The 23,997-nt window shown below is 42.7% G+C and carries 20 protein-coding genes and 1 pseudogene; 16 read left to right on the top strand and 5 right to left on the bottom strand.

What is annotated here, in order from left to right; translation table 11 throughout:
- Window positions 1–24: 24 nt before the first annotated feature.
- Window positions 25–732 (bottom strand): 5'-methylthioadenosine/S-adenosylhomocysteine nucleosidase, encoded by a 708-nt coding sequence (mtnN, locus tag IM45_RS01285; protein WP_038498271.1) that lies wholly within the window; start codon window positions 730–732, stop codon window positions 25–27.
- Window positions 733–1,198: 466 nt separating this feature from the next.
- Here mtnN and IM45_RS01280 point away from each other — a divergent pair.
- From IM45_RS01280 to queE, 4 genes and pseudogenes are all read left to right on the top strand, one after another.
- Window positions 1,199–2,242, top strand: a pseudogene (locus IM45_RS01280) (HD domain-containing protein); the annotation flags it as partial.
- A 120-nt stretch (window positions 2,243–2,362) separates the two neighbouring features.
- On the top strand, window positions 2,363–4,000 hold the full coding sequence (gene pyrG, locus IM45_RS01275; protein WP_038498268.1) for a glutamine hydrolyzing CTP synthase: 1,638 nt from the start codon (window positions 2,363–2,365) through the stop codon (window positions 3,998–4,000).
- Window positions 4,001–4,086: 86 nt separating this feature from the next.
- A complete protein-coding gene (gene eno / locus IM45_RS01270; RefSeq protein WP_038498265.1) occupies window positions 4,087–5,388 on the top strand; it encodes a phosphopyruvate hydratase in 1,302 nt (433 codons plus the stop codon).
- A gap of 36 nt (window positions 5,389–5,424) precedes the next feature.
- Entirely contained in the window at window positions 5,425–6,096 is a 672-nt protein-coding gene (queE, locus tag IM45_RS01265; protein WP_038498261.1) for a 7-carboxy-7-deazaguanine synthase QueE, read from the top strand.
- A gap of 6 nt (window positions 6,097–6,102) precedes the next feature.
- Here queE and queD read toward each other — a convergent pair whose 3' ends face one another.
- Window positions 6,103–6,462 (bottom strand): 6-carboxytetrahydropterin synthase QueD, encoded by a 360-nt coding sequence (gene queD, locus IM45_RS01260; RefSeq protein ID WP_038498258.1) that lies wholly within the window; start codon window positions 6,460–6,462, stop codon window positions 6,103–6,105.
- A gap of 257 nt (window positions 6,463–6,719) precedes the next feature.
- Here queD and cysJ point away from each other — a divergent pair, with 257 nt between their 5' ends.
- The 11 genes from cysJ (at window position 6,720) to IM45_RS01205 (ending at window position 18,294) form a co-directional block, all read left to right on the top strand.
- Entirely contained in the window at window positions 6,720–8,516 is a 1,797-nt protein-coding gene (cysJ, locus tag IM45_RS01255; protein WP_038498255.1) for an NADPH-dependent assimilatory sulfite reductase flavoprotein subunit, read from the top strand.
- On the top strand, window positions 8,516–10,216 hold the full coding sequence (gene cysI, locus IM45_RS01250; protein WP_038498251.1) for an assimilatory sulfite reductase (NADPH) hemoprotein subunit: 1,701 nt from the start codon (window positions 8,516–8,518) through the stop codon (window positions 10,214–10,216). The genes cysJ and cysI overlap by 1 nt, the downstream gene beginning before the upstream one ends.
- Before the next feature lie 23 nt (window positions 10,217–10,239).
- A complete protein-coding gene (locus IM45_RS01245; RefSeq protein ID WP_038498248.1) occupies window positions 10,240–10,977 on the top strand; it encodes a phosphoadenylyl-sulfate reductase in 738 nt (245 codons plus the stop codon).
- A gap of 154 nt (window positions 10,978–11,131) precedes the next feature.
- Complete coding sequence (cysG, locus tag IM45_RS01240) at window positions 11,132–12,517, top strand: siroheme synthase CysG (RefSeq protein WP_038499506.1); 1,386 nt, start codon at window positions 11,132–11,134, stop codon at window positions 12,515–12,517.
- Between the two features lie 45 nt (window positions 12,518–12,562).
- The gene (cysD, locus tag IM45_RS01235; RefSeq protein WP_038498245.1) at window positions 12,563–13,477 is read left to right on the top strand and encodes a sulfate adenylyltransferase subunit CysD; all 915 of its coding nucleotides are present in this window, start codon (window positions 12,563–12,565) and stop codon (window positions 13,475–13,477) included.
- 12 nt (window positions 13,478–13,489) lie between these two features.
- On the top strand, window positions 13,490–14,935 hold the full coding sequence (cysN, locus tag IM45_RS01230; RefSeq protein WP_038498241.1) for a sulfate adenylyltransferase subunit CysN: 1,446 nt from the start codon (window positions 13,490–13,492) through the stop codon (window positions 14,933–14,935).
- Complete coding sequence (gene cysC / locus IM45_RS01225; protein ID WP_038498238.1) at window positions 14,932–15,564, top strand: adenylyl-sulfate kinase; 633 nt, start codon at window positions 14,932–14,934, stop codon at window positions 15,562–15,564. The genes cysN and cysC overlap by 4 nt, the downstream gene beginning before the upstream one ends.
- Before the next feature lie 177 nt (window positions 15,565–15,741).
- Window positions 15,742–16,053, top strand: a complete 312-nt coding sequence (gene ftsB / locus IM45_RS01220; protein WP_038498235.1) for a cell division protein FtsB — start codon at window positions 15,742–15,744, stop codon at window positions 16,051–16,053.
- Window positions 16,053–16,772, top strand: a complete 720-nt coding sequence (gene ispD, locus IM45_RS01215) for a 2-C-methyl-D-erythritol 4-phosphate cytidylyltransferase (RefSeq protein WP_038498232.1) — start codon at window positions 16,053–16,055, stop codon at window positions 16,770–16,772. Before ftsB ends, ispD begins: the two co-directional genes overlap by 1 nt.
- Window positions 16,773–17,240 carry a 2-C-methyl-D-erythritol 2,4-cyclodiphosphate synthase gene (ispF, locus tag IM45_RS01210; RefSeq protein ID WP_038498229.1) on the top strand — a complete coding sequence of 156 codons (468 nt, stop codon included), beginning with the start codon at window positions 16,773–16,775 and terminating at the stop codon, window positions 17,238–17,240.
- A gap of 190 nt (window positions 17,241–17,430) precedes the next feature.
- Window positions 17,431–18,294, top strand: a complete 864-nt coding sequence (locus IM45_RS01205; protein ID WP_081901716.1) for a peptidoglycan DD-metalloendopeptidase family protein — start codon at window positions 17,431–17,433, stop codon at window positions 18,292–18,294.
- A 58-nt stretch (window positions 18,295–18,352) separates the two neighbouring features.
- Here IM45_RS01205 and mutS read toward each other — a convergent pair whose 3' ends face one another.
- From mutS to IM45_RS01190, 3 genes are read right to left on the bottom strand one after another with little or no spacing between them, the layout of a single operon-like run.
- Window positions 18,353–20,941: a DNA mismatch repair protein MutS gene (mutS, locus tag IM45_RS01200; protein WP_038498226.1), complete on the bottom strand. Its 2,589-nt coding sequence runs from the start codon at window positions 20,939–20,941 to the stop codon at window positions 18,353–18,355.
- Window positions 20,942–20,986: 45 nt separating this feature from the next.
- A complete protein-coding gene (locus tag IM45_RS01195; RefSeq protein WP_038498223.1) occupies window positions 20,987–21,646 on the bottom strand; it encodes an amino acid ABC transporter permease in 660 nt (219 codons plus the stop codon).
- Between the two features lie 24 nt (window positions 21,647–21,670).
- Window positions 21,671–22,441, bottom strand: coding sequence for an amino acid ABC transporter substrate-binding protein (locus IM45_RS01190; protein ID WP_038498220.1), 771 nt, complete (start codon window positions 22,439–22,441; stop codon window positions 21,671–21,673).
- 461 nt (window positions 22,442–22,902) lie between these two features.
- Here IM45_RS01190 and recA point away from each other — a divergent pair, with 461 nt between their 5' ends.
- Window positions 22,903–23,946: a recombinase RecA gene (recA, locus tag IM45_RS01185; protein ID WP_038498217.1), complete on the top strand. Its 1,044-nt coding sequence runs from the start codon at window positions 22,903–22,905 to the stop codon at window positions 23,944–23,946.
- The last annotated feature ends 51 nt before the right edge of the window (window positions 23,947–23,997 follow it).

The raw sequence follows: 23,997 nt of genomic DNA, 5'->3' as shown, positions 1-23,997 counted from the left end.
AGTAATCTAGCCGTTAAAGTCTAGCTAGACTAGCATTTTATTAGCTAGCGCCTGCACCATTTCTGAAACCAGTAGCGATAAATTATGTACAACTATTATAAGACCATCTTGAAAGCTTTCATAAGAAACTTGGTCGGCGATATCAGAGATAGCACGTATTACCACAAAGGGAACAGTAAATTTATAGCATACGTGAGCGATTGCCGTGGCTTCCATCTCTACCGCTATTGCTTGCGGAAAAGTATGGCGGATATAAGCTAGTGCTTGACCACCATTGATGAATGTGTCGCCGCTTATGATGAGACCACACACTGCATGCATGCCGATACTTTTGGTAATGTTCTTAGCTAAAGCTACCAGTGAAGGTGCCGCCTTAAATGAAGCTGGACACTGTACTATCTGCCCTCTATCATAGCCAAAGGTTGTGACATCCACATCGTGATATCGGACTTCGTCCGATACTACGATATCCCCGACTTCTAGCGACGGAGAGAGACCGCCAGCTGAACCTGTATTTATGACTAATGTAGGATTAAAATGATCTAGTAGTAGTGTCGTGCATAATGCAGCTGAAACCTTACCAATCCCTGATTGAACTAAAGCTACTTGGATTCCGTGCAGATAGCCGTTATAAATGTTACATCCAGCCTGTTGCCAAATAGTAAGTTGAGTTAATTGCTTACGGAGCAACGCCACTTCTTGTTCCATAGCACCTATAATACCAATAATCATCAAATCCTTTCCTCTAACCAGTAATGTGTAATTATCTTGAAATAGCATAGGCAGAGTATTTTGATATAGAATGATTACGATGCAGTAGATTAAATCGACTAGATTACGCCAGATTCAGTAAGGTCAGTCTATCAGTGACGATTGATTTATTTCATATCTACGCTACGGATCGGATCAAAACATGGAAACAAACAGCGGCTGGCTCATTTTATGAAATACTACTCGCTCAATCTAGCAAGATTGGGTACAGAGACTAACAGCAGCTGATAGTTTTATTAGTAGCCAGCCGCCGCCAGCGCACATCTCTTATCATCGTTATCCGGCCTGCAATTCCTCAACCGCTTGCACGGAATAGTAACATTCTACTTGGAGCGGACTCAAGCCATACCGTACTAGACATTTTTCCGCGTCATAAATGACGTTATTTATTAAGCGTTCCGAAATCTCTGCAAGATAGGGAGTTAGTATGGTTGCGGTAAGAAGTGCACATTTTAATCTAGCAGGTAAATTTGTCGTTGACGATTGGGTGGCTAGCTTAAGGCTCTTCAACCAGCAATCAAGTAAACGGTTAGCCTGCACCTGGCACTACTGCAAGCAACAGTGCAAAAATAATCCGGATGTTTCCTTGTTACTCTGGCGTGGTATTGAAATGGTGGAAATTTTATCCATGCTTAGCATGGATAACGATAGCTTATGTGCCGCACTGTTGTTTCCTATGGTTGATATCGGAATTGTGGAAGAGGAAGTTCTGGAAGCAGATTTTGGTAAAAAAATAGTAGATTTAATTTCTGGTGTACGCGCAATAGATACGATTCACCAACTTAAAGCAGCCCATTTGGATAATGTATGCCGTATACTGCTAGTTGATGATTTTCGCTGTGTAGTGATAAAGCTTGCAGAGCGCATTGCCTATCTACGTGAACTACAGGACGCGCCGGAAGATAAGCGTGTGCTAGCAGCCAAAGAGAGTACTCATATCTACGCGCCGCTAGCTAACCGCCTCGGTATTGGTCAGCTTAAATGGGAGCTAGAAGATTTTTGTTTTCGCTACTTATATCCCAATGAATATCAACGCATTGCTAAACTTTTGCATGAGCGTCGCATCGACCGAGAACAGTATATTCAAAACTTGGTAACTTATCTACGCCAGGCAATGCAAAAAGCTAGAATTAAGGCTGATATCTACGGACGTCCGAAACATATTTACAGTATCTGGCGTAAGATGCAAAAAAAAGTGCTAGTTTTTGAAGAACTATTTGATTTGTGCGCCGTGCGGTTGGTGGTTGAGCGGTTGCAAGACTGTTATGCTGTGCTAGGTCTTCTCCACACTTATTTTCCTCATCTGCCAGATAAGTTTGATGATTATGTAGCTAAGCCAAAACCTAACGGTTACCAATCTCTTCATACCGTAGTACTAGGGCCATGTAGCAAAACTATTGAAATTCAAATCCGCACTAACCAGATGCATGAAGATGCTGAACTAGGCTTGGCGGCGCACTGGAAATACAAATAAGTTATATAACGCTTATTCACAATATTTGTGGCGTAATTTGTGGCGTAATCCCAGCTTCAGGTATATTGTGTTCCTAATTTAGTTGTTCTGTTTTTTACAGCTCTTTTCATCTTCAGCATGATAACTAATTATATTTTTATAACAGGAGGGGTTGTCTCCTCCTTGGGTAAAGGCATTGCGGCAGCATCCTTGGCAGCTATTCTCGAAGCTAGGGGTCTTAACGTTACTATCATGAAATTAGACCCCTATATTAATGTTGATCCAGGAACTATGAGTCCAATTCAGCACGGGGAAGTATTCGTAACAGAAGACGGGGCTGAAACAGATCTAGATCTAGGACATTATGAACGTTTCATACGTACCAAAATGTCCCGTAGCAACAACTTTACAACCGGTCGTATATATTCTGATGTATTGCATAAAGAACGTCGTGGTGATTATCTTGGTGCTACTATTCAGGTGATTCCTCATATCACAAATGCCATCAAAAAGCGTATTATTGAGGGTGGAGAAGGCCACGATGTAGTCTTAGTGGAAATAGGTGGAACGGTAGGCGATATTGAATCTCTGCCTTTTCTGGAGGCGATCCGCCAAATGGCAGTAGAAGTAGGCCGTGATCATGCTTTGTATATGCACCTTACTTTAGTGCCCTACATAGAGGCTACTGGTGAGATGAAAACAAAGCCAACACAGCATTCTGTAAAAGAATTGCTATCTATTGGCATCCAGCCTGACGTGCTAATTTGTCGCTCTTATCGTGCTGTACCTAGTAACGAACGTGCTAAAATTGCTTTATTCTGCAATGTGTTAGAAAAAGCTGTCATTTCAATTAAAGACGTGGATTCCATTTACCAAATTCCAGGACTCTTAAAGTCACAAGATTTAGATGATTATATTTGTGAGCGCTTTAGCTTGAAATGTCCCGAAGCTGATCTTTCTGAGTGGGAGCAGGTTATTTACCAGCAGGCTAATCCTGTAGGGGAAGTTACTATAGGTATGGTAGGTAAATATATCGACTTGCCAGATGCTTACAAGTCTGTTATGGAAGCACTAAAACACGCCGGGTTAAAAAATCGCCTCACAGTAAACATCCGCCTTATCCATTCTCAAGATGTCGAAACTCGTAGTGTAGATATTCTAAAAAACCTTGATGCGATCTTAATACCCGGGGGCTTTGGATACCGAGGCGTGGAAGGTAAGATCATGACCGCGCGATACGCGCGCGAGAACAAAATTCCTTATCTGGGCATCTGTCTGGGCATGCAGGTAGCAATTGTTGAGTTCGCCCGCCATGTAGCCGGTATGCCAGAAGCTAATTCTACCGAATTTGTTTCAAACTGTAAGTATCCTGTGGTAGCACTAATAACTGAATGGTGCGAAGAAGATGGTCATGTGAACCGGCGTAGCAAACAGAGTCATTTGGGAGGTACTATGCGTCTAGGTAGCCAGCCTTGCCAATTGGTGGATGGTAGCTTAGCACGCAAGATGTATGGCCATGCCATCATCATGGAGCGTCATCGTCATCGTTACGAAGTAAATAACATGTTATTGAAACAAATAGAAGCAGCTGGACTACGCGTAACAGGGTTATCGGAGGATAACAAGCTGGTGGAAATTATAGAATATCCAGATCACCCATGGTTTGTGGCCAGCCAGTTTCATCCAGAGTTCACTTCAACTCCGCGTGATGGTCATCCTCTATTTATCGGTTTTGTAAAGGCAGCAGGTGAGTATCAAAAAAGAACACCAAAATAAATAAGTAGATAGCAAGCTTATTTTTGAGATTGTTACTAAATTTTATAAATGTGTTACTTTTAATCTAATACCATAAGGAAATACTAATGTCCAAAATAGTAAAAATCATTGGCCGTGAAATCATAGACTCACGTGGCAATCCTACTGTTGAAGCTGAAGTTCATCTCGAGGGTGGGTTCGTTGGTCTAGCTGCCGCACCATCTGGCGCGTCTACCGGATCACTAGAAGCACTGGAGTTGCGTGACGGAGATAAAACCCGTTTTATGGGAAAAGGTGTCACCAAAGCTGTCAGCATTATTAATAGCTTTATTGCGGCAGCCTTAATAGGTAAAAACGCTAAAGATCAAGAATGTATAGACCAAGTTATGATCGAACTAGACGGTACCGAAAATAAATCAAAATTTGGTGCCAATGCTATCCTAGCTGTGTCACTAGCTGCTGCTAAATCTGCCGCAGCTTCTAAGGGTATGCCACTTTATGAGCATATCGCTGAACTAAATGGTACACCAGGAAAATTTTCCATGCCATTGCCGATGATTAACATCCTCAATGGAGGCAAGCATGCCGATAATAACATTGATATACAAGAATTTATGATCCAGCCAGTAGCTGCCAAAACAGTAAAAGAAGCAATTAGAATTGGGTCTGAAGTGTTTCATCATTTGGCAACAGTTCTCAAAGCTAAGGGCATGCATACCGCAGTAGGCGACGAAGGCGGCTACGCGCCTAATCTTTGCTCTAATGGTGCTGCATTGGACGCAATTAAAGATGCAGTAGAAAAAGCTGGTTATGTTTTAGGTCAAGATATTACTTTAGCTATGGATTGTGCTGCTTCGGAATTGTTTGACAAATCGACCGGTAACTATCATCTAAAAAGCGAAGGTAAAATATTCAGCTCCCAGGCATTCACAGATTACCTTACAGTGCTAACAAAAGAATACCCAATAATTTCTATCGAAGACGGCCTAAATGAATCAGATTGGGATGGTTTTGCATACCAGACTAAAGTATTAGGCGATAAAATCCAGTTAGTAGGCGACGACTTGTTTGTTACTAGTACTAAGATCTTAAAAAAAGGTATCGAAAAAGGTATTGCTAACTCAATTCTTATTAAATTGAACCAAGTAGGTTCGTTGACAGAAACCCTCGCAGTGATCAACATGGCCAAGAATGCTGGTTATACTACGATTATCTCGCATCGTTCTGGTGAAACCGAAGATGCTTCCATAGCTGATTTAGCCGTTGGTACCTCAGCAGGACAAATAAAAACTGGTTCTATGAGTCGTTCCGATCGTTTAGCGAAATATAATCAGCTAATTCGCATCGAAGAAGCATTGGGTAATAAAGCACGATTTTGGGGTCTAAAAGAAGTTAAAGGCCAGGCTTAATTAAGTCTAACCTAATTTGATTTAAAGGCAGCATAAATGCAGTATCCCCTAAATGAAATTTGCCAGACTCTGCAGTGCGAAGGCTATTTTACCGGTGTCCCTGCTATCTTTATCCGCTTACAAGGCTGTGCAGTAGGTTGTAGCTGGTGTGACACTCAGTATACTTGGCATCAAAATACTATGAAACAGGTAACTGCAGAGGAAATGATGCTGAAAAAAGCTCACAGCTGCGACTGGGCTAGTTTGTCTACCGAAGATATAATAGCAATTATTACGCAGCGAGGTTGGACTGCTATCCATGTAGTCATTACCGGTGGTGAACCTTGTATGCATGATCTACTACCGCTGACATATACCTTAGAGCAACAGAAATTCCGTTGCCAGATAGAGACTAGCGGTACGCAGGAGATTCGCTGTACGCCTCAAACATGGGTGACAGTGTCGCCTAAAATAAATATGCGCTGTGGTTTTCAAGTGCTAGCCCAGGCATTAAGTCGTAGTAATGAAATTAAACACCCAGTGGCACGTCAACGTGATATTGAAAATCTAGACAAGTTACTGCAAACGTTAAATGATGGTAAACAACGTGTAATAGCACTGCAACCTATCAGTCAAAAAAAGGCAGCTACTAGGCTGTGCATAAATACCTGTATTGCCCGCAACTGGCGTCTATCAATACAACTCCATAAATATATTAATATCTCCTGACGTTACCTAGCCGCGATAGACGCAGCCGGAGGTGCAAGTTTCTTTGATGGTGACTGAGCTCAGTAGCTGGAGGTTTGGCCGTAGTTGTTGCCAAATCCACTGTGCCAGTACTTCGCTGGTTGGGTTTTCTAATCCGGGAATATCGTTAAGATAATAGTGATCTAACTTATCAATAATAGGCTTACATACCGCTTTTAGATCTGAGAAATCCATGATCCATCCAGTGTGTAAATCTATCTCGGCAGTAATCTCGATACGGACTAGAAAGGAATGCCCATGTAGGCGGCCACACTTATGACCTACAGGAACATGGGGTAAACGGTGGGCAGATTCAAAGGTAAAATTTTTAAACAACGTGGTGGTCACTACGGTTTCTCATTACACTAACTATATTATCACTAAACTAATAGTAACTAATAGTGCTCTGCGACGCTAATATAATTATTAAATCTGTTACCTATAGTTGATGTTTATCCTAGATCCCTTAGGCGGTTTTGTTATTTATTATTGCGATCTCGTCCTTTATTTATACTCAGTTAGTAGTTAACTTTAATAAGATATAACGATCTTAATCGCCCGAACCTAACCAGGTAGGGTGTAAGTATAAGGAATTCCTGACGACCATGAAGAAACAGACCACATCCAAAACTCTATCTTTGTCGCCGCTGAGTGCAGAGCAACTTGATCGCTTACAAGCAGCAAGCAGTGATTTATCTTCCCTTCAGTTAGCCTGGGTTTCAGGATATTTCTGGCGCCGGGTGTCCGATGATCCGCAGGTGGATGCTGTAGTATCACAAGTTATTACTGTGCTATCTGCTTCCCAGACAGGTAACGCTCGCCGGCTTGCAGAGCAGCTATACGAAGATTTACGTGCCGCAAAGTTAGGCGTAGTCCTGATTAATGCCGGTGATTATAAATTTAAGCAAATTTCACAGGAAAAATTGTTGCTGATCGTAACTTCAACTCAAGGGGACGGAGATCCTCCAGAAGAGGCTGTAGCGTTATATAAGTACCTTTTTTCGAACAAAGCTCCAGCGTTACCTGATACTAAGTTTGCAGTTTTTGGCTTGGGCGACAGTTCGTACACACATTTTGCGAAGATAGGTAAAGACTTTGACAGCCGGTTAGCCGAACTTGGCGCTCAGCGTTTGTACGATAGGATCGATGCTGATGTAGAGTATCAAGAATATGCTGATGCTTGGCGTAGTGAAATAGTTAGATGTTTACAGACACAGATGGGAGCAACTAATCCTGAGCAGCACTTGCCTATTATCGGCAATCCTATTGAGGTTCAGAGTCACCTCTATACTAAAGAGGCACCATTTACAGCGTCTCTGGTGGTTAACCAGAAGATTACTAGCCGTAGCTCTCAGAAAGATGTCAGACATCTAGAGATAGACCTTGTAGGATCAGGTTTACGTTATCAGCCCGGTGACGCATTAGGCGTATGGTACGAGAACGATCCGGCGCTTATCAACGAGCTCCTAGAACTCTTAGGGCTGAAAGGCGACGAGTTAGTCCAAGTTAAAGGTAAAAGCTTGCGTCTCAGTCTAAGTGAAACTTTACAAAAATATTACGAAATTACGCAAAACACCCCGGAGATGATTAAAGGTTACGCTGATATTGCGCGGGATAAAGATTTACTAGCACTGGTCGATGATAAACAGCAACTAAAGGAGTTTGCGTTGTCAACTCCGTTCATTGATATGATACGCGGTGCTCCAACAGTGCTGCGTCCGGAAGAGTTATTAAAATTACTACGTCCGTTGATGCCACGCTTGTACTCGATTGCTTCGTCGCAAGCGGAAGTAAGCGATGAAGTTCATCTGACCGTCAGTGTGGTACGGTATGAAATAGATGGCAGAATGCGTACTGGGGGCGCTAGTGGTTATCTAGCATATCGGCTAAAGGAAACGGATCCAGTTCGTGTTTTTATCGAACACAACGATAATTTTAGGCTACCAGGTGATTTAAATACTTCTATTATTATGATAGGGTCAGGAACAGGAATCGCACCATTCCGTGCTTTCATGCAACAGCGTGAGGCTGAATGTGCCCAGGGCAAAAATTGGTTATTCTTTGGTAATCAACATCTTACTGAAGATTTTTTATATCAGGTTGAATGGCAGCGCTATGTAAAAAATGGCCTGCTGAACCAGATAGATGTTGCATGGTCGCAAGATCAAACAGAAAAGATCTATGTACAGGATCGAATATGGGAAAATGGAACCGAAGTTTGGCACTGGATTCAGCAGGGTGCGCATATTTATGTATGCGGTAATGCCAACCGAATGGCACGCGACGTAGAACAAGTTTTAGTGAAGCTGGTGGCTAAACATGGTCGTATGGATAGCGAACAAGCGGATGAATTTTTAAGTGAGCTGCGCATGGCGCGCCGTTATCAACGGGATACCTATTGATGAGTACACAAAAACCTAAAACCATATTATCCGACAACGAGCGGTTGAAAAAATCAAGTAATTTTTTGCGTGGTACTATTGCGCAAGATCTAGAAGATAATATTACCGGAGGATTTAAAGGGGATAATTTTCAATTAATCCGTTTCCATGGTATGTATCAGCAAGATGATCGTGATCTACGCGCAGAACGCACCTGTCAGAAGCTTGAACCACTTATCAATATGATGCTACGATGCAGGCTACCTGGTGGTGTCATTACTACGCAGCAGTGGCTAGGTATCGACGCCTTCGCCACCGAACATACGCTATATGGTAGTATTCGCCTTACAACCCGGCAAACCTTTCAGTTTCACGGTGTATTAAAACCCAAGCTCAAAAGCATGCATCAACTACTGCATCGTCTGGGATTAGACTCGATAGCTACGGCCGGCGATGTTAACCGTAACGTATTATGTACCTCAAACCCGGTTGAGTCAGTGCTACATCAGCAGGCATGGGAGTATGCTAAGAAAATATCAGAACATTTTCTACCAAAAACTCGTGCATATGCTGAAATATGGTTGGACGGAGAGAAGACTGAAACCACTGATCAAGAGCATATTTTGGGTGCTACCTACTTGCCGCGTAAATTCAAGACGACAGTTGTAGTTCCACCGCTAAACGATGTCGATTTGCACGCAAACGATCTTAACTTTGTTGCCATAAGCAATAAAGGTCAACTAGTAGGCTTTAATGTCCTGGTCGGCGGCGGCCTGGCAATGACTCATGGCGATAAAAGTACTTACCCACGCAAAGCCAGTGAGTTAGGTTATATCGCTCTAGTAGACACGCTCAAAATAGCAGAAGCAGTTGTGACAACCCAACGTGATTTGGGTAATCGTTCTAATCGTAAAAATGCCAAAACAAAATATACCCTGGAACGTGTCGGCGTTGGCTTGTTCCAGAAAGAGGTAGAGATTCGCGCAGGGGTGAAATTCGCGCCTATCCGGCCGTATGATTTTACAGAACGCGGCGATCGTTTTGGCTGGGTGCAAGGAATTGATAACCAGTGGCATCTAACATTATTTATTGAAAACGGCCGGATTCTAGACTATACGAATCGAAAGCTAAAAACTGGTATGAGGGAGATTGCTCGCATTCATCAAGGAGATTTCCGTATAACAGCTAACCAAAATCTGATTATTGCGGGCGTTGATAAGAAAAATAAAGCAATGATTGAGTCGCTGGCCAGGCAGCATGGTTTAATTAACGATAATATTACATTACAACGCAAGGCATCAATGGCATGTGTAGCTTTTCCTACCTGTCCGCTTGCAATGGCAGAAGCAGAACGTTTCCTACCGCAGTTTGTAACGAAGGTAGAAAAGATTATGTCCAATCATGGTTTAGGCGATAAGCAAATTATACTACGGGTAACCGGCTGTCCGAATGGCTGTGGTCGCGCGATGTTAGCAGAAATTGGTTTAGTAGGAAAAACTATCGGTCGCTACAACCTCTACTTAGGAGGTGATAGTATCGGTACACGTATTCCTAGAATGTACCGAGAAAATATTACTGAAGAAGAAATACTGAGCATTATTGACGAGACTACCGGCCGCTGGGCCTGCGAACGTCAGCCCCAGGAATCTTATGGTGATTATGTAGTGCGCGCTGGAATTATCTCCCCTGTAGTCGACTCTGCGCGAGATTTTTACGATTAACCGGAAATCAAGACCAAATTAACATGAAAAGATTTGATCTCAGCACATTTAATTCTATGGATAAAGCGCAGCAGACAGAGGGTCTAGCGACAGTCAACCTACAGCTAGAAAGTCTAACAGCTGAGCAGAGAGTAAGCTGGGCCTTGGAGCATCTGCCACAACCGGCTGCACTTTCTTCCAGCTTTGGTATTCAGGCTGCGGTTAGTCTGCATTTAGTGACTAGTCAGCAACCTAATATTCCAGTTATTCTTACTGATACTGGTTATCTGTTTCCGGAGACCTACCGGTTTATCGATGCATTAACGGAAAAGTTACAATTAAACTTACAAGTATTTCGTGCTAACACATCGCCTGCTTGGCAGGAGGCGCGCTATGGTAAGCTATGGGAGCAGGGTCTGAAAGGGATTAAGCTATACAATAATATCAATAAGGTTGAGCCTATGAATAGGGCGTTGATGACACTCGGCTCTTTGACTTGGTTTGCTGGTCTACGGCGCGCCCAATCTAGTAGTCGTAGTCAATTACCAGTCCTAGCGGTTCAGCGAGGAGTGTTTAAGCTGTTACCAATAATCGATTGGGACAACCGTAAGGTATATAATTATCTTAAAAAGTATGAGCTTAGCTATCACCCACTGTGGGAGGAAGGTTATTTATCCGTAGGAGATACTCATACTACTACAAAATTTATTCCTGGTATGAATGAAGAATATACACGCTTTTTTGGCCTAAAGCGTGAATGCGGTTTACACGAAGAAAACTGACTTACGGCTACCCAGTTATTAATCCAACGTAATTATAATAAAAGTCAATTGTTTTTTTATTCCATAAAGATAAATGAAATTCCAATTGAGAATTTCATTTAGCAACATTTTAAGACATATAATCATAATATTGCTTAACAAAAAATATTTTGCTGTGGAATATTTACCACTATTTGCCAATCTTAGGCGACGTACGGTTTTGGTAGTTGGCGGAGGCCACGTTGCTGCGCGCAAAATAGAGTTACTGATGCGTACGGGCGCGCAAATCAGGGTAGTAGCGCGTGAGTTATGTCCTCAGCTAACAGGTATTATCAATAATCGCGATATTAACTGGCTGGGTCCAATATTCGAACCAGCTATGCTCGATGAGGTCTTTCTAGTTATTGCGGCAACTGACGACGCAGAACTGAACGCACGAGTCTATAAGTGCGCAGATGAGCGCCATACATTAGTTAATGTAGTAGATGAACAGCAAAACTGCTCGTTTATTTTTCCATCGATCGTGGATCGCTCGCCGATAATAGTAGCTATATCATCGAGCGGGAAAGCACCAGTGCTAGCGCGTATTATACGTGAACAAATTGAGTCTATGCTACCCATGTTTCTCGGCACGATGGCGACCATAGCTGGTACCTGGCGCAGCCGTATCAAACAGTATATCTGTAATATGGCGGGGCGCCGGAGCTTCTGGGAAAAAGCATTTAATGGTAGTTTTGCGAATATGGTAGCTCAAGGTAAATTAGAACAAGCGGAGCAGGAACTAGAGTATCAGCTATATAACTGCCCGTCCCAAAGCGGAAACGTAGCTTTGGTAGGTGCTGGTCCTGGTGATAGCGGGTTGCTAACTTTACGCGGACTGCAACTCATGCAGCAGGCAGATGTGGTGCTATATGACTATCTAGTCAACCCTGAAATTATAGATTTAGTACGCCGCGATGCTGATCGCGTCTGCGTCGGTAAGCGAGTAGGTGAACATTCTATGCCACAGGCAGAGATTAATCGTTTACTAGTTAAGCTGGCACAGCAGGGTAAAAATGTCGTGCGGCTCAAAGGTGGCGACCCATTTATCTTTGGTCGCGGTGGCGAAGAGCTGCAGGAAGTCGCTGCCGCTGGTATTTCGTTCCAGGTAGTACCCGGCATCACCGCTGCCGCTGGCGCTACGGCCTATGCCGGAATTCCGTTGACCCACCGAGAGTATGCTCAGAGTGTAACTTTTATTACAGGTCATCCGCGCGATGACGGCGATTTCATAGACTGGCCGTCGTTGGCGCGCTGCAATCAAACTCTAGTAGTTTACATGGGTGTGATGAAAGCAGCGGTAATAAATCGTAAGCTCGTGGCTCATGGCCGCGCGCCGCAGACTCCGGTAGCAGTGATAAGCCGTGGTACTTATACAGATCAGAAAGTTCTTATTGGCACACTAGAACAGTTAGAAATGTTAGCTCTACAGGCGCTGCCTCCTGCGCTACTAGTCATCGGTGATGTTGTGGCCCTTTCTCATGAAATCAATTGGTTTGGTCAGGAGAATTTAATAGCGTAAAAGAAAAAAACTAGTGGTAGTTAATCTAGTTTAAGGATATCAATTATGGAGCAACAACGTTTTACATATTTGTGGCAACTAGAGGCGGAGAGCATTCATATTTTCCGTGAAGTAGTCGCAGAATTTAGCAATCCTGTGATGATGTATTCCATCGGTAAAGATTCTTCTGTGATGCTACATCTAGCACGGAAGGCTTTCTACCCTGGCAAGTTACCGTTCCCATTACTGCATGTGGATACTGGCTGGAAGTTCCGTGAAATGTACCAGTTCCGCGATCATACTGCTAAAGCCTATGGTTTTGAGCTCCTTGTACATCAGAACTCGGAAGGAAAAGCTATGGGGATTAATCCTTTTGTGCACGGTAGTGCTAAATATACCGATATCATGAAAACCGAAGGCCTTAAGCAGGCTATGAATAAATATAGTTTTGATGCTGCGTTCGGTGGCGCCCGCCGCGACGAGGAAAAATCTCGTGCTAAAGAACGTATCTACTCGTTTCGTGATCGTTTTCATCGTTGGGACCCAAAGAATCAACGTCCAGAGTTATGGCATAACTATAACGGACAGATTAATAAGGGTGAAAGCATCCGCGTATTCCCGCTCTCTAACTGGACTGAATTGGATATTTGGCAATATATTTTACTAGAAAACATCGAAATAGTACCACTATACTTCGCTAAGGAGCGGCCGGTACTAAAACGTAATGGCATGCTGATGATGATAGACGATGATCATATCGATCTACAACTGCAGCCTGGTGAAATAATAGGCCAGCGTATGGTGCGGTTTCGTACTCTAGGTTGCTGGCCGTTGACCGGCGCAGTGGAGTCCAAGGCACAATCTCTACCTGAGATTATCAAAGAGATGCTAGTATCGACCACCAGCGAACGTCAGGGTAGAATGATCGACAGTGATCAATCTGGTTCCATGGAAATGAAAAAGCGTCAAGGTTATTTTTAAGAAGTTATCAAAATGAAAAATACTACTATAACCTCAAATATAGCACGAAATATTACTGAGCAGGGTAGTCTAGAAAGATACCTGCACTTCCAGCAAAAGAAAAGTTTGCTGCGTTTTCTCACGTGTGGCAGCGTAGACGACGGCAAAAGTACCTTAATTGGTCGCCTGCTACATGATACCCAGCAGATTTACGAAGATCAACTATCCACGCTATACACAGACAGTAAACGTATCGGTACCCAAGGCGAAGAATTAGATTTTGCGCTACTGGTGGACGGTCTGCAGGCTGAACGTGAACAAGGGATTACAATTGATGTAGCCTACCGTTATTTTTCTACGGATAAGCGTAAATTTATTATTGCTGACACTCCTGGACATGAGCAATATACCCGTAACATGGCTACTGGTGCTTCAACTTCTGATCTCGCAATCTTACTGATCGATGCACGCAAAGGCATGTTAGATCAAACACGGCGCCATAGCTTTATCAGCACCTTGCTAGGCATCTGTCATCTGGTAGTAGCGGTAAACAAAATGGATTTAGTAAACTACGATCAGGCTATCTTCTCTCAAATTGAGCAAGATTACCTAAAATTATCTAGGGAATTACCAGGTAATTTAGACATAAAGTTCGTCCCGTTATCAGCGCTTGGAGGTGATAATGTTGTTAACCCGACAGTCTCTATGTCTTGGTATAGCGGCCCAACATTGCTAGATATACTAGAAACTGTGGAAGTAATTAATATTCATCAACAGCAGCCAGTACGTTTTCCGGTGCAGTATGTTAACCGCCCTAATCTAGATTTCCGTGGTTATAGTGGAACAGTTGCTTCGGGAGTACTGCGGGTAGGGCAACCAATAAAAGTGCTGCCGTCTAATTTTACCTCCACTATTAGCCGTATCGTCACCTTTGACGGTGATAAAACAGAAGCCAGGACGGGAGAAGCAGTGACACTAGTATTAACAGACGCCGTAGATATCAGCCGCGGAGATTTCTTAGTGGACTATGATACAGTACTGCCTGCAGTACAATACGCTCAGGTTAATGTCGTATGGATGACCGATAAGCCCCTGGTAGCTGGTCAGAGCTACGATATCAAGATTGCAGGTAAGAAAACCAGCGCACGGGTAGATCATGTCCAATATCAGGTCGATATAAATACCTTAAAACCACGTGCGGCGGATAACCTACCCCTAAATAGCATTGGAATGGTAGAATTAGAATTCTGTGAGCCAATGATGCTTGAGAAATATATCAATAGCCCAGTAACAGGTGGTATGATATTTATTGATCGGCTTACTAACGTAACGGTAGGTGCTGGTATGGTTTACCAACCGCTACAAGATGTCTACCGGCAATCAAATACCTACAGTAAATTTGAACTAGAATTTAATGCGCTGCTGCGCCGTCACTTTCCGCACTGGGGCACACGTGATCTACTGGGAGGGAAATCATGACAGGCCGTTACCAACGATCAAATGATGAAAATATTGTTTGGCACATACATCCTGTACAGCGTGAGGACCGAGAACGATTACATAAGCACCGTAGTGCTGTATTGTGGTTCACTGGTCTGTCTGGCGCAGGCAAGTCCACGCTAGCAAGTGCGCTAGAACAGGCGCTGTATAGTAAGGGTGTTAGTACTTACCTGCTTGATGGTGATAATGTACGTCATGGTCTCTGTCGTGATCTAGGCTTCCGCGATGACGAACGGCGCGAGAATATCCGCCGGGTTGGCGAGGTAGCTAAACTGATGCTAGATGCCGGGCTAATAGTACTAAGTGCTCTAATTTCACCTCACTACGCGGAACGGCAGATGGTCCGTGACATGCTACCAGTAGGCAGATTTATCGAAGTTTTCGTAGATACACCGTTAGCTATTTGCCAAGCGCGTGATCCTAAGGGGTTATATCATAAAGTCCGTAGTGGTCAATTACATAATTTCACCGGTATCGATTCTATTTATCAGCCACCGCAGCAACCAGAGATACATCTCAATGGCACACAATTAATCACACAGTTAACAACTCAATTATTAGAAGTACTCAAAGAACGCGTGATTATAAGCTTTTCAAATCCCGTATGAGACCTATTATTTCATTGTTTTAATAATAAAGATTCTCACTAAAAGTATAAAGTATATGGCAAAATCTTGTTTTGATGCCGCTATTTGTCATTTCTCGCACGTATGTAGTCTGTCTAGCGGCAAATGATGACAAGATCAATTTTACTGGTTTCCATAAGTTAAATGGGAGGCAGGAAAATGAATAAATTAGCGCTACTACTATTAGTGCTTTTTTTCTGGCTACAATATTCTCTTTGGCTAGGTAAGAACGGTATCATAGATCTAGTTCGCATAGATAATAATATCGTTACGCAAAACTACAATAACGCCAAACTTAAGATGCGCAACACTCAGCTATTTGCTGAAGTTGACGATTTAAATGATGGCCAAGATGCTATAGAAGAACGTTCACGTCATGAGCTAGACATGATTAAGCCTGGTGAGACCTTCTATCGTTTAGTGCCTAGACAACAACAACCAATGGCACAGGTACAAAGAGAAAACAAATAATGACCTTATTAGCAGTAACATTTCCTGATGTAGTAGCAATTTTACCTGCTGCTGGAATAGGTCGCCGTATGCAAAAACCATTTCCAAAGCAGTATCTCACTATTGGCGAAAAAACTATGCTAGAACTTGCAATATACGCACTGTTACGTCAGCCTTGTATCCGTCAAGTTATTGTTGCTATCAGTCCCGACGACTATTGGTTCTATCAGTTACCAGTAGCATCAGAAGAGCGAGTAATGGTAGTGACTGGCGGTAACAAACGGGCAGATTCTGTGATGGTAGCCTTGCACCATGTGAAACGTGCATCCTGGGTACTAGTTCACGATGCAGCACGTCCATGCTTACATCAAGATGATCTACTGTGCCTGCTAACTGTTACAGCCCGTTCGACAGTGGGAGGTATTTTGGCAACCCCTGTGCGCGACACTATGAAACGTGCCTGCAACAGCACGGAAACGATCGATTATACTGTTGATCGCACTGATTTATGGCATGCGCTGACGCCACAGTTATTTATGCTTGAATTACTTAAAAGTTGTCTGAGTCGAGCGCTAAAAGAAGGAGCAACCTTAACTGATGAGTCTTCGGCATTAGAGTATTGCGGATACCAACCTTTATTAGTGCCAGGTAGAGCGGATAATATCAAAGTTACTTGGCCAGAAGATTTATTACTGGCTAGTTTTTATTTATCTCAATCGTCTCACAACAAGAGAGTATAAATGCGTATCGGTCATGGTTTTGATGTTCATCAATTTGGCGGAGAAGGCAAGCTTATTATCGGGGGTGTGCATATTCCCTATCAGCAAGGTTTACTATCTCATTCTGATGGTGACGTTGCGTTACATGCAGCAACTGACGCTTTACTTGGCGCTGCAGCATTAGGTGATATTGGTCAACTCTTTCCAGATACTGATCCAGTCTTCAAGGGTGCTGATAGCCGTAAGCTACTACGCGAAGTCTGGCAATGTATTGTAGCAAAAAGCTATCGTTTGGGTAATCTAGATATCACCATAATTGCCCAGGCGCCAAAACTTTCTCCGTATATTCAGCAGATGCGTATCTATCTTGCAGCAGATCTCTATTGTCACATAGATGATATCAATGTGAAAGCTACCACGACCGAACAGTTGGGATTCACGGGGCGTGGTGAGGGTGTAGCCTGCTTCGCAGTGGCATTGTTATGTTAATACATCTTGCATGATTCAACGGACGGATACAGTTATTACGCTCACTAAAAACACGATATCGGTTCCTATTACGTTATATTTCATGTCATGTTGATTTTGTTTTCACCATCAAACATTCCTATAACTAACAGGCGCCTGACCAGGCTATGATCGCATAGGTACCATAGCGGAGAGATAAGTAAAAGTAAGCATGATAAGTAAAAAATGCTCTTGGCGCCGTATAATTGTTTCTACTAGTATGACGACTAGTTTATGGCTAGTAGGATGTGCTAGTGATGAATTCAAAGCACCTATTAGTCATATAGGCGGCAACAATAAAATATCTAGCAGTTACGGTAATCTCAATATGTGTATTAGTACTCCACGAACTAATAAGACATCTAATCGTCGCTATAATCGTCTTCAAAAAGGTTCTTATTCTGACTCAACTTATCAGATTAAAAACGGAGATACTTTGTTTTATATTGCCTGGATTACTGGTAAAGACGTTCAATATTTGGCTAAAATCAATCATATTCCGGAACCTTACCGTTTAAAAGTGGGGACAATATTACAGATAGGTATAGGTAACGGAAATAGTTCTTCTGAAAAGTTACGTAATGTAGTTGCATTATCATCATCGACTACAGTCTTAACTAGCAATCACTTAACAGCCAGCTGGTCCTGGCCTACTACTGGTAAAATTATTGAATATTTCTCCGCTACTGAAGGTGGAAATAAAGGCGTAGATATCTCTGGCTTCTGCGGACAGCCAATTATAGCAACCGCTAATGGTAAAGTTGTTTACGCAGGTAATGCATTGCGAGGATACGGTAATCTTATTATTATCAAACATAACGATGACTACTTAAGTGCATATGCTCATAACAATACCATGCTTGTTCATGAACCACAACAAGTTAAAGCGGGGCAAAAAATTGCCACTATGGGTAGTACCGGTGCTAGCTCAGTTAGATTACATTTTGAAATTCGTTACCATGGTAAATCAGTTAATCCATTACTTTATTTGTCTGAAAATGAGTTGTATGACAATGATCAGCAGGTTGTTAAATAGTTATTTTGTGAATATTTAATCAAGAAAACACTAATAAAATTAGCAGCGGTAGGCTTAATTAAATAAGGTTTAATTTTCCTAAAATCATATTCTTTAAATGATATAGCAAATCAAGCGCTTGACGTGGAGATAAACTGTCTGGCTCTATTTCTTCTAAAGCCTGGATTACTTTGGATTTCGATGTATCTAGCTCCAGCTGCGGTAACACGGTAAACTGAGTACATATTGCTGTACTATTAGAAATTATCTCAAGCTCACGTAGCTTTTTGTAAGCGCGCTTTATAACGTCGGGTGGTACACCCGCTAGCCCCGCTACTGACAAGCCATAACTTTTACTAGTAGCACCTTTCTGTATACTATGCATAAAAGCAATAGTATTATCATACTCTAATGCATCAAAATGTACGTTTACCACACCTCTTATATTTTCAGAGAGAGCAGTCAGCTCAAAATAATGTGTTGCGAATAACGTCATTGCTTTAATACTGCCAGCAAGGCTTTCTGCAGATGCCCAAGCCAGCGATAAGCCATCATAGGTGGACGTACCGCGTCCAATCTCATCCATCAAGACTAAACTCTGGCAAGTAGCATTATGTAAAATATTTGCTGTTTCTGTCATCTCAACCATAAAGGTAGAACGGCCAGAAGCTAGATCATCTGCTGCGCCTATACGGGTGAAAATACGATCAATCGGTCCTATTCTCGCCTGCGACGCAGGTACGAAGCTACCAATATAGCCCAACAATACAATGAGTGCGTTTTGGCGCATATAAGTACTCTTACCACCCATGTTTGGTCCAGTGATAATCAGCATATGATTTTGATCTGACAAGGATAAAGGATTCGCGATAAACGGCTCGCTTAGGAACTGCTCTACCACTGGATGTCGCCCGCCAATAATATGGATACCAGGTTGATCGCTGATCACGGGACAGATATAATTTAGTGTCTCAGCACGTTCTGCTAAATTATTCAAAACATCTAGCTCCGCGAGTGCTGCCGCACTCTGTTGTAATTGAGCTAAATGTGGTAACAGTAGATCAAGTAACTCATTATATAATGCTTTTTCTAGCGATAAGGCTTTACCTTTTGAGGTAATTACTTTGTCTTCATACTCTTTAAGCTCTGGTATAATATAACGCTCTGCATTTTTGAGTGTCTGCCGGCGGACATAGCGTACGGGCGCCAAATGACTCTGTCCGCGGCTAAGTTGAATAAAATAGCCGTGTATAGCATTAAAACCAACTTTCAGTGTCTCTAGACCTGTGTGCTCACGTTCTTTGATCTCAAGCTGATTCAGATAGTCCGTTGCATTATCCGCCAACGCACGCAACTGATCCAACTCAGTGCTGTATCCAGTAGCTATCACGCCGCCGTCACGTACCAGCACTGGTGGTAATTCAACAATAGCACGCTCTAACAGTTGGTGCAGATCATCAAACAACCCGACCTTACTTAGTAATTGTGAAATATGCTCACTAGGCTGATCTGCCAACCTGGCCTGGATCTCGGGCAATTGCTGGAAAGCATGACGCATACGTGCTAAATCACGGGGGCGCGCGGTGCGCAGCGCCAAACGTGCTAGTATTCGCTCTAGATCTCCGATCTGCTGTAGCACTGGTTGTAAATCGGCAAACTGATCTTGCAAAAATGCGATACTTTGTTGACGGTGTTTGATAGTAGGAATATGTCTAGTTGGCATCTGTAGCCAGCGTTTCAGCATCCGACTGCCCATCGGAGTTATAGTATGATCGAGAATATTCACTAGTGTATTTTCTGCGCCGCCACTAATGTTTTGTATTAGCTCAAGGTTACGCCTGGTAACAGTATCCATGACTACATAGTCTTGTTGCCGTTCTAAGGTTACAGTACAGATATGTGGCATAGAGGTGCGCTGGGTATCCTTAGCGTACTGCAGCAAGCAGCCGGCTGCCCGTAGCGCTAGATGTGCACGTTCAATGCCGAAGCCATTCAAACTACGGGTGCCGAACTGTATCATAAGCTGCTGACAAGCTGTCTCTAATTCAAATTCCCAGATTGGTCTGCGTCGGAGACCGCGTCGGTGTTCGATCAGGGATGAATTATGTAACGTCTCCGGATAAAGTAGCTCAGCCGGATTCGTACGCTGTAATTCGGCAGCCATCGCTTCTAAATCTGTTGGTTCAGAAACGATAAAACGGCCCGAGGTAATATCCAAAGTTGCATAACCAAAGCTCTGGGACTCCTGCCACATAGCTGCTAGTAAGTTATCTTGGCGTTCATTTAGTAATTCTTCATCACTCAGGGTGCCTGGAGTAATAATTCGTACAACACGGCGTTCTACCGGCCCCTGAGTTGTTGCAGGATCGCCAATTTGTTCACAGATTGCTACCGATTCGCCAAGCGCTACTAGCTTGGCCAAATAGTTTTCTATCGCATGATAAGGTATCCCAGCCATTGGGATCGGTTCACCAGCTGAGGAGCCGCGTTTAGTTAAAGATATATCCATTAACTCTGATGCTCGCTTAGCATCATCATAAAAAAATTCATAAAAATCGCCCATGCGGTAAAAAAGCAAAATATTAGGATGCTGAGCTTTCAGCTTTAAATACTGCTGCATCATAGGAGTATGGTTGATTAGAGATTTTTTTATCTTAAAGTCACTCATATTCTTCTTCTAAGCTTAATTGCCATTTTTTTCTGCTAATAACCTCTATTCGTAGCGGCGAAAATAGCTCTCTAACTGGTTTTGCAATTTACCTAGCATAGTGCTATAAAGTAGGTAAATTGCTGCAGCCTCAATATACAAAATCAGAGGCTCATAAGTAACAGAAACGATACGTTGAGCAGCAAGAAACATCTCAGGTACAGTAATAACTGCGGCTAGTGAAGTGTCTTTAATTAGCGATATAAAAGAATTAGCTAATGGTGGCAATGCAACAAATATCGACTGTGGTAAAATGACTCTGCGCATCGCCTGGGTACTATTCATACCAATAGCCCAAGCTGCTTCCCATTGCATTTTAGGCACGGAGATAATTGCACCACGAATAATCTCTGAACTATAAGCACCTACATTTAGGGTAAAACCTATCAGAGCAGCGGGGAAAGCATTTAACGTTATCCCAGCACTTGGCAGGCCATAAAAGATTAAAAATAGCTGTACTAGCAATGGAGTTCCCCGGATAACCCAGACATAAACATTCGCGATTAATTTTAGAGATCCCGAACCATATAAACGGATTAACGTTACTAGAAACCCTAATAGCAAGCCGCCGAAAAAAGATAGCAATGCTAAAGGTAGGGTAAAAAAAAGTCCTGCTGTAAATAAACGCCAAAAAGAATCATGTATTAATTGTAGCCATGGTGGCATGAGTAAAATTCCTCCAGGAAAAAATCATTCCGAGACATCCTGGCCGAAATAACGGATGGAGATGATCTTATAAGTGCCGTTAGCCTTGATGTCGTCTAGTGCTTTATTGAGAGCTGCAACTAGTTCGGGCTGACCCTTACGCAGTATAATACCAGATGTCGAGCTTGCTGCTTCGGAGGCTACAACCTTCACTCGAGCGTCTGGTTTATGTTTTTTAAAATCTAAGAATGAAAGGTTATCATTCAGCGTTGCTGTCGCCCTACCTGTCAGAACTAATTCTAGAGACTGATTAAAACTATCAGTAGGGACAATGTCGGCGCCATATTTTCGAGCTAATTGGGAATAATGGCTGGTAAGACTCTGCGCTGATTTTTGATTTTTTAAATCCGCAAAACTTTTTATGGTCGTATTATCATTACGTGTCACCAGTACCACTTTAGAGTCAATATAGGATTGGGAAAAATCGTATTTCGCCTTACGCTCTGGTGTAATATCCACCTGATTAATGACCGCATCATAACGTTTACCGTCCAGACCTGCTATCAGTCCGTCCCAGTGTCCTTCTATAAATTTAGCTTTCATACCGAGATTAGCTGCAACAGCATAGCCCAGATCTACATCGAAGCCTACTAGTTTATTGCTGTTATCGTGATAGGTATAGGGTGCGTAAGTACCCTCGGTGCCAAAGATAATTATGTTAGCTGGTTGTATCGCAACTAGTTCCTCGACTGCTTGTGTCTCTGCAACGAGAAAAGCAAGAGAACTGAATAGTAATGCTATAGTTCTTTTTTTCATGATGATTCCTGTCAATAAATGGTAACGATAAGCGTATAATGCTTGCGTTGGCGGTAATGCTAAACTATTTGACTCGATGCTACTAAAGCATTTTATGTTATTAGCGATCGCTTTTAGTTATACCACCTAGATACCTTTATAACTAAAGTGCCTAGATTTCAAAAATACTAGTTACATCTAATGATTCTTGCGTCAATTGATAGTAGGCAGCGCCTTAAAACCTCGCTTGCTTTATAAAGTTTATCTGCATCTGCTCTGCTCAGCATGCCAACTCACTAATCTTCCTAGACCATGGAGCAATAGGTTGCAGTTACTTACGTACGTACTGAATCTGTGTGGTGTACCGCCAAGCGGTATGTATATTTCACCTCAGTACTCTGCTTGAGACAAATACCGTATAATGATAATGAAGACTCAGTCCTGTGAGTACAAATTTTAAGCGCATTGAAAATGGAGTTGAAATGGCTATTGATGAGAATAAACAAAAAGCTCTAGCAGCAGCATTAAGCCAAATTGAAAAGCAATTCGGTAAAGGTTCCATTATGCGTCTGGGTGAAGATCGCTCAATGGATGTCGAAACGATTTCCACTGGTTCTCTATCCCTTGACATTGCACTAGGTGCTGGTGGTTTACCCATGGGCCGTATAGTTGAAATATATGGACCAGAATCTTCAGGTAAAACGACCCTAACGCTGCAGGTAATAGCTACGGCACAGAAAGAAGGTAAAATCTGTGCTTTTATCGACGCTGAACATGCCCTCGACCCCATTTATGCTAAAAAGTTAGGGGTAGATATCGATAATTTACTATGCTCACAGCCGGATACCGGCGAGCAGGCGCTGGAAATATGTGACGTCTTAACTCGCTCCGGAGCTGTGGACGTAATTATCGTTGATTCAGTAGCGGCGCTAGCGCCTAAGGCTGAGATTGAAGGTGAAATCGGTGACTCACACGTGGGATTGGCTGCGCGGATGATGAGCCAAGCGATGCGTAAACTAACGGGTAACCTAAAGAATGCTAATACGCTACTAATATTTATTAACCAAATTAGGATGAAGATCGGTGTGATGTTTGGTAACCCAGAAACTACGACAGGCGGTAATGCGCTTAAATTTTATTCTTCAGTTAGGTTAGATATTCGCCGTATAGGTTCGGTGAAAGAGGGCGACGTAGTGGTGGGTAGCGAAACCCGCGTGAAAGTAGTAAAAAATAAAGTTGCAGCACCATTTAAACAGGCTGAATTTCAGATAACATACGGTGAAGGTATTAATATTCATGGTGAATTGCTAGATCTCGGCGTAAAAAATAATCTAATCGAGAAAGCAGGCTCTTGGTATAGTTATAATGGCGATAAAATAGGACAGGGAAAGACCAACGTCTGTAACTTCTTAAAATATCATCCGCAACTTGCCGCAGAACTAGATAAGAAACTGCGCGATATGTTGTTACACAGTACCGATGGTAACAATCTAGTCACAGATGAAGGAGCTTTTGATCAAAGCTAAGGTTGTGAGCGTGCGAACACCACGTAATTATATTAAGAGTTTGCCTAAGTG

Origin of the sequence: Candidatus Palibaumannia cicadellinicola (assembly GCF_000754265.1) — a bacterium.
Classification (GTDB): Bacteria; Pseudomonadota; Gammaproteobacteria; order Enterobacterales; family Enterobacteriaceae; genus Baumannia; species Baumannia cicadellinicola_B.
Note: the sequence above shows the minus strand (reverse complement) of the source record. Positions and strands in the feature narration are given on the sequence as shown.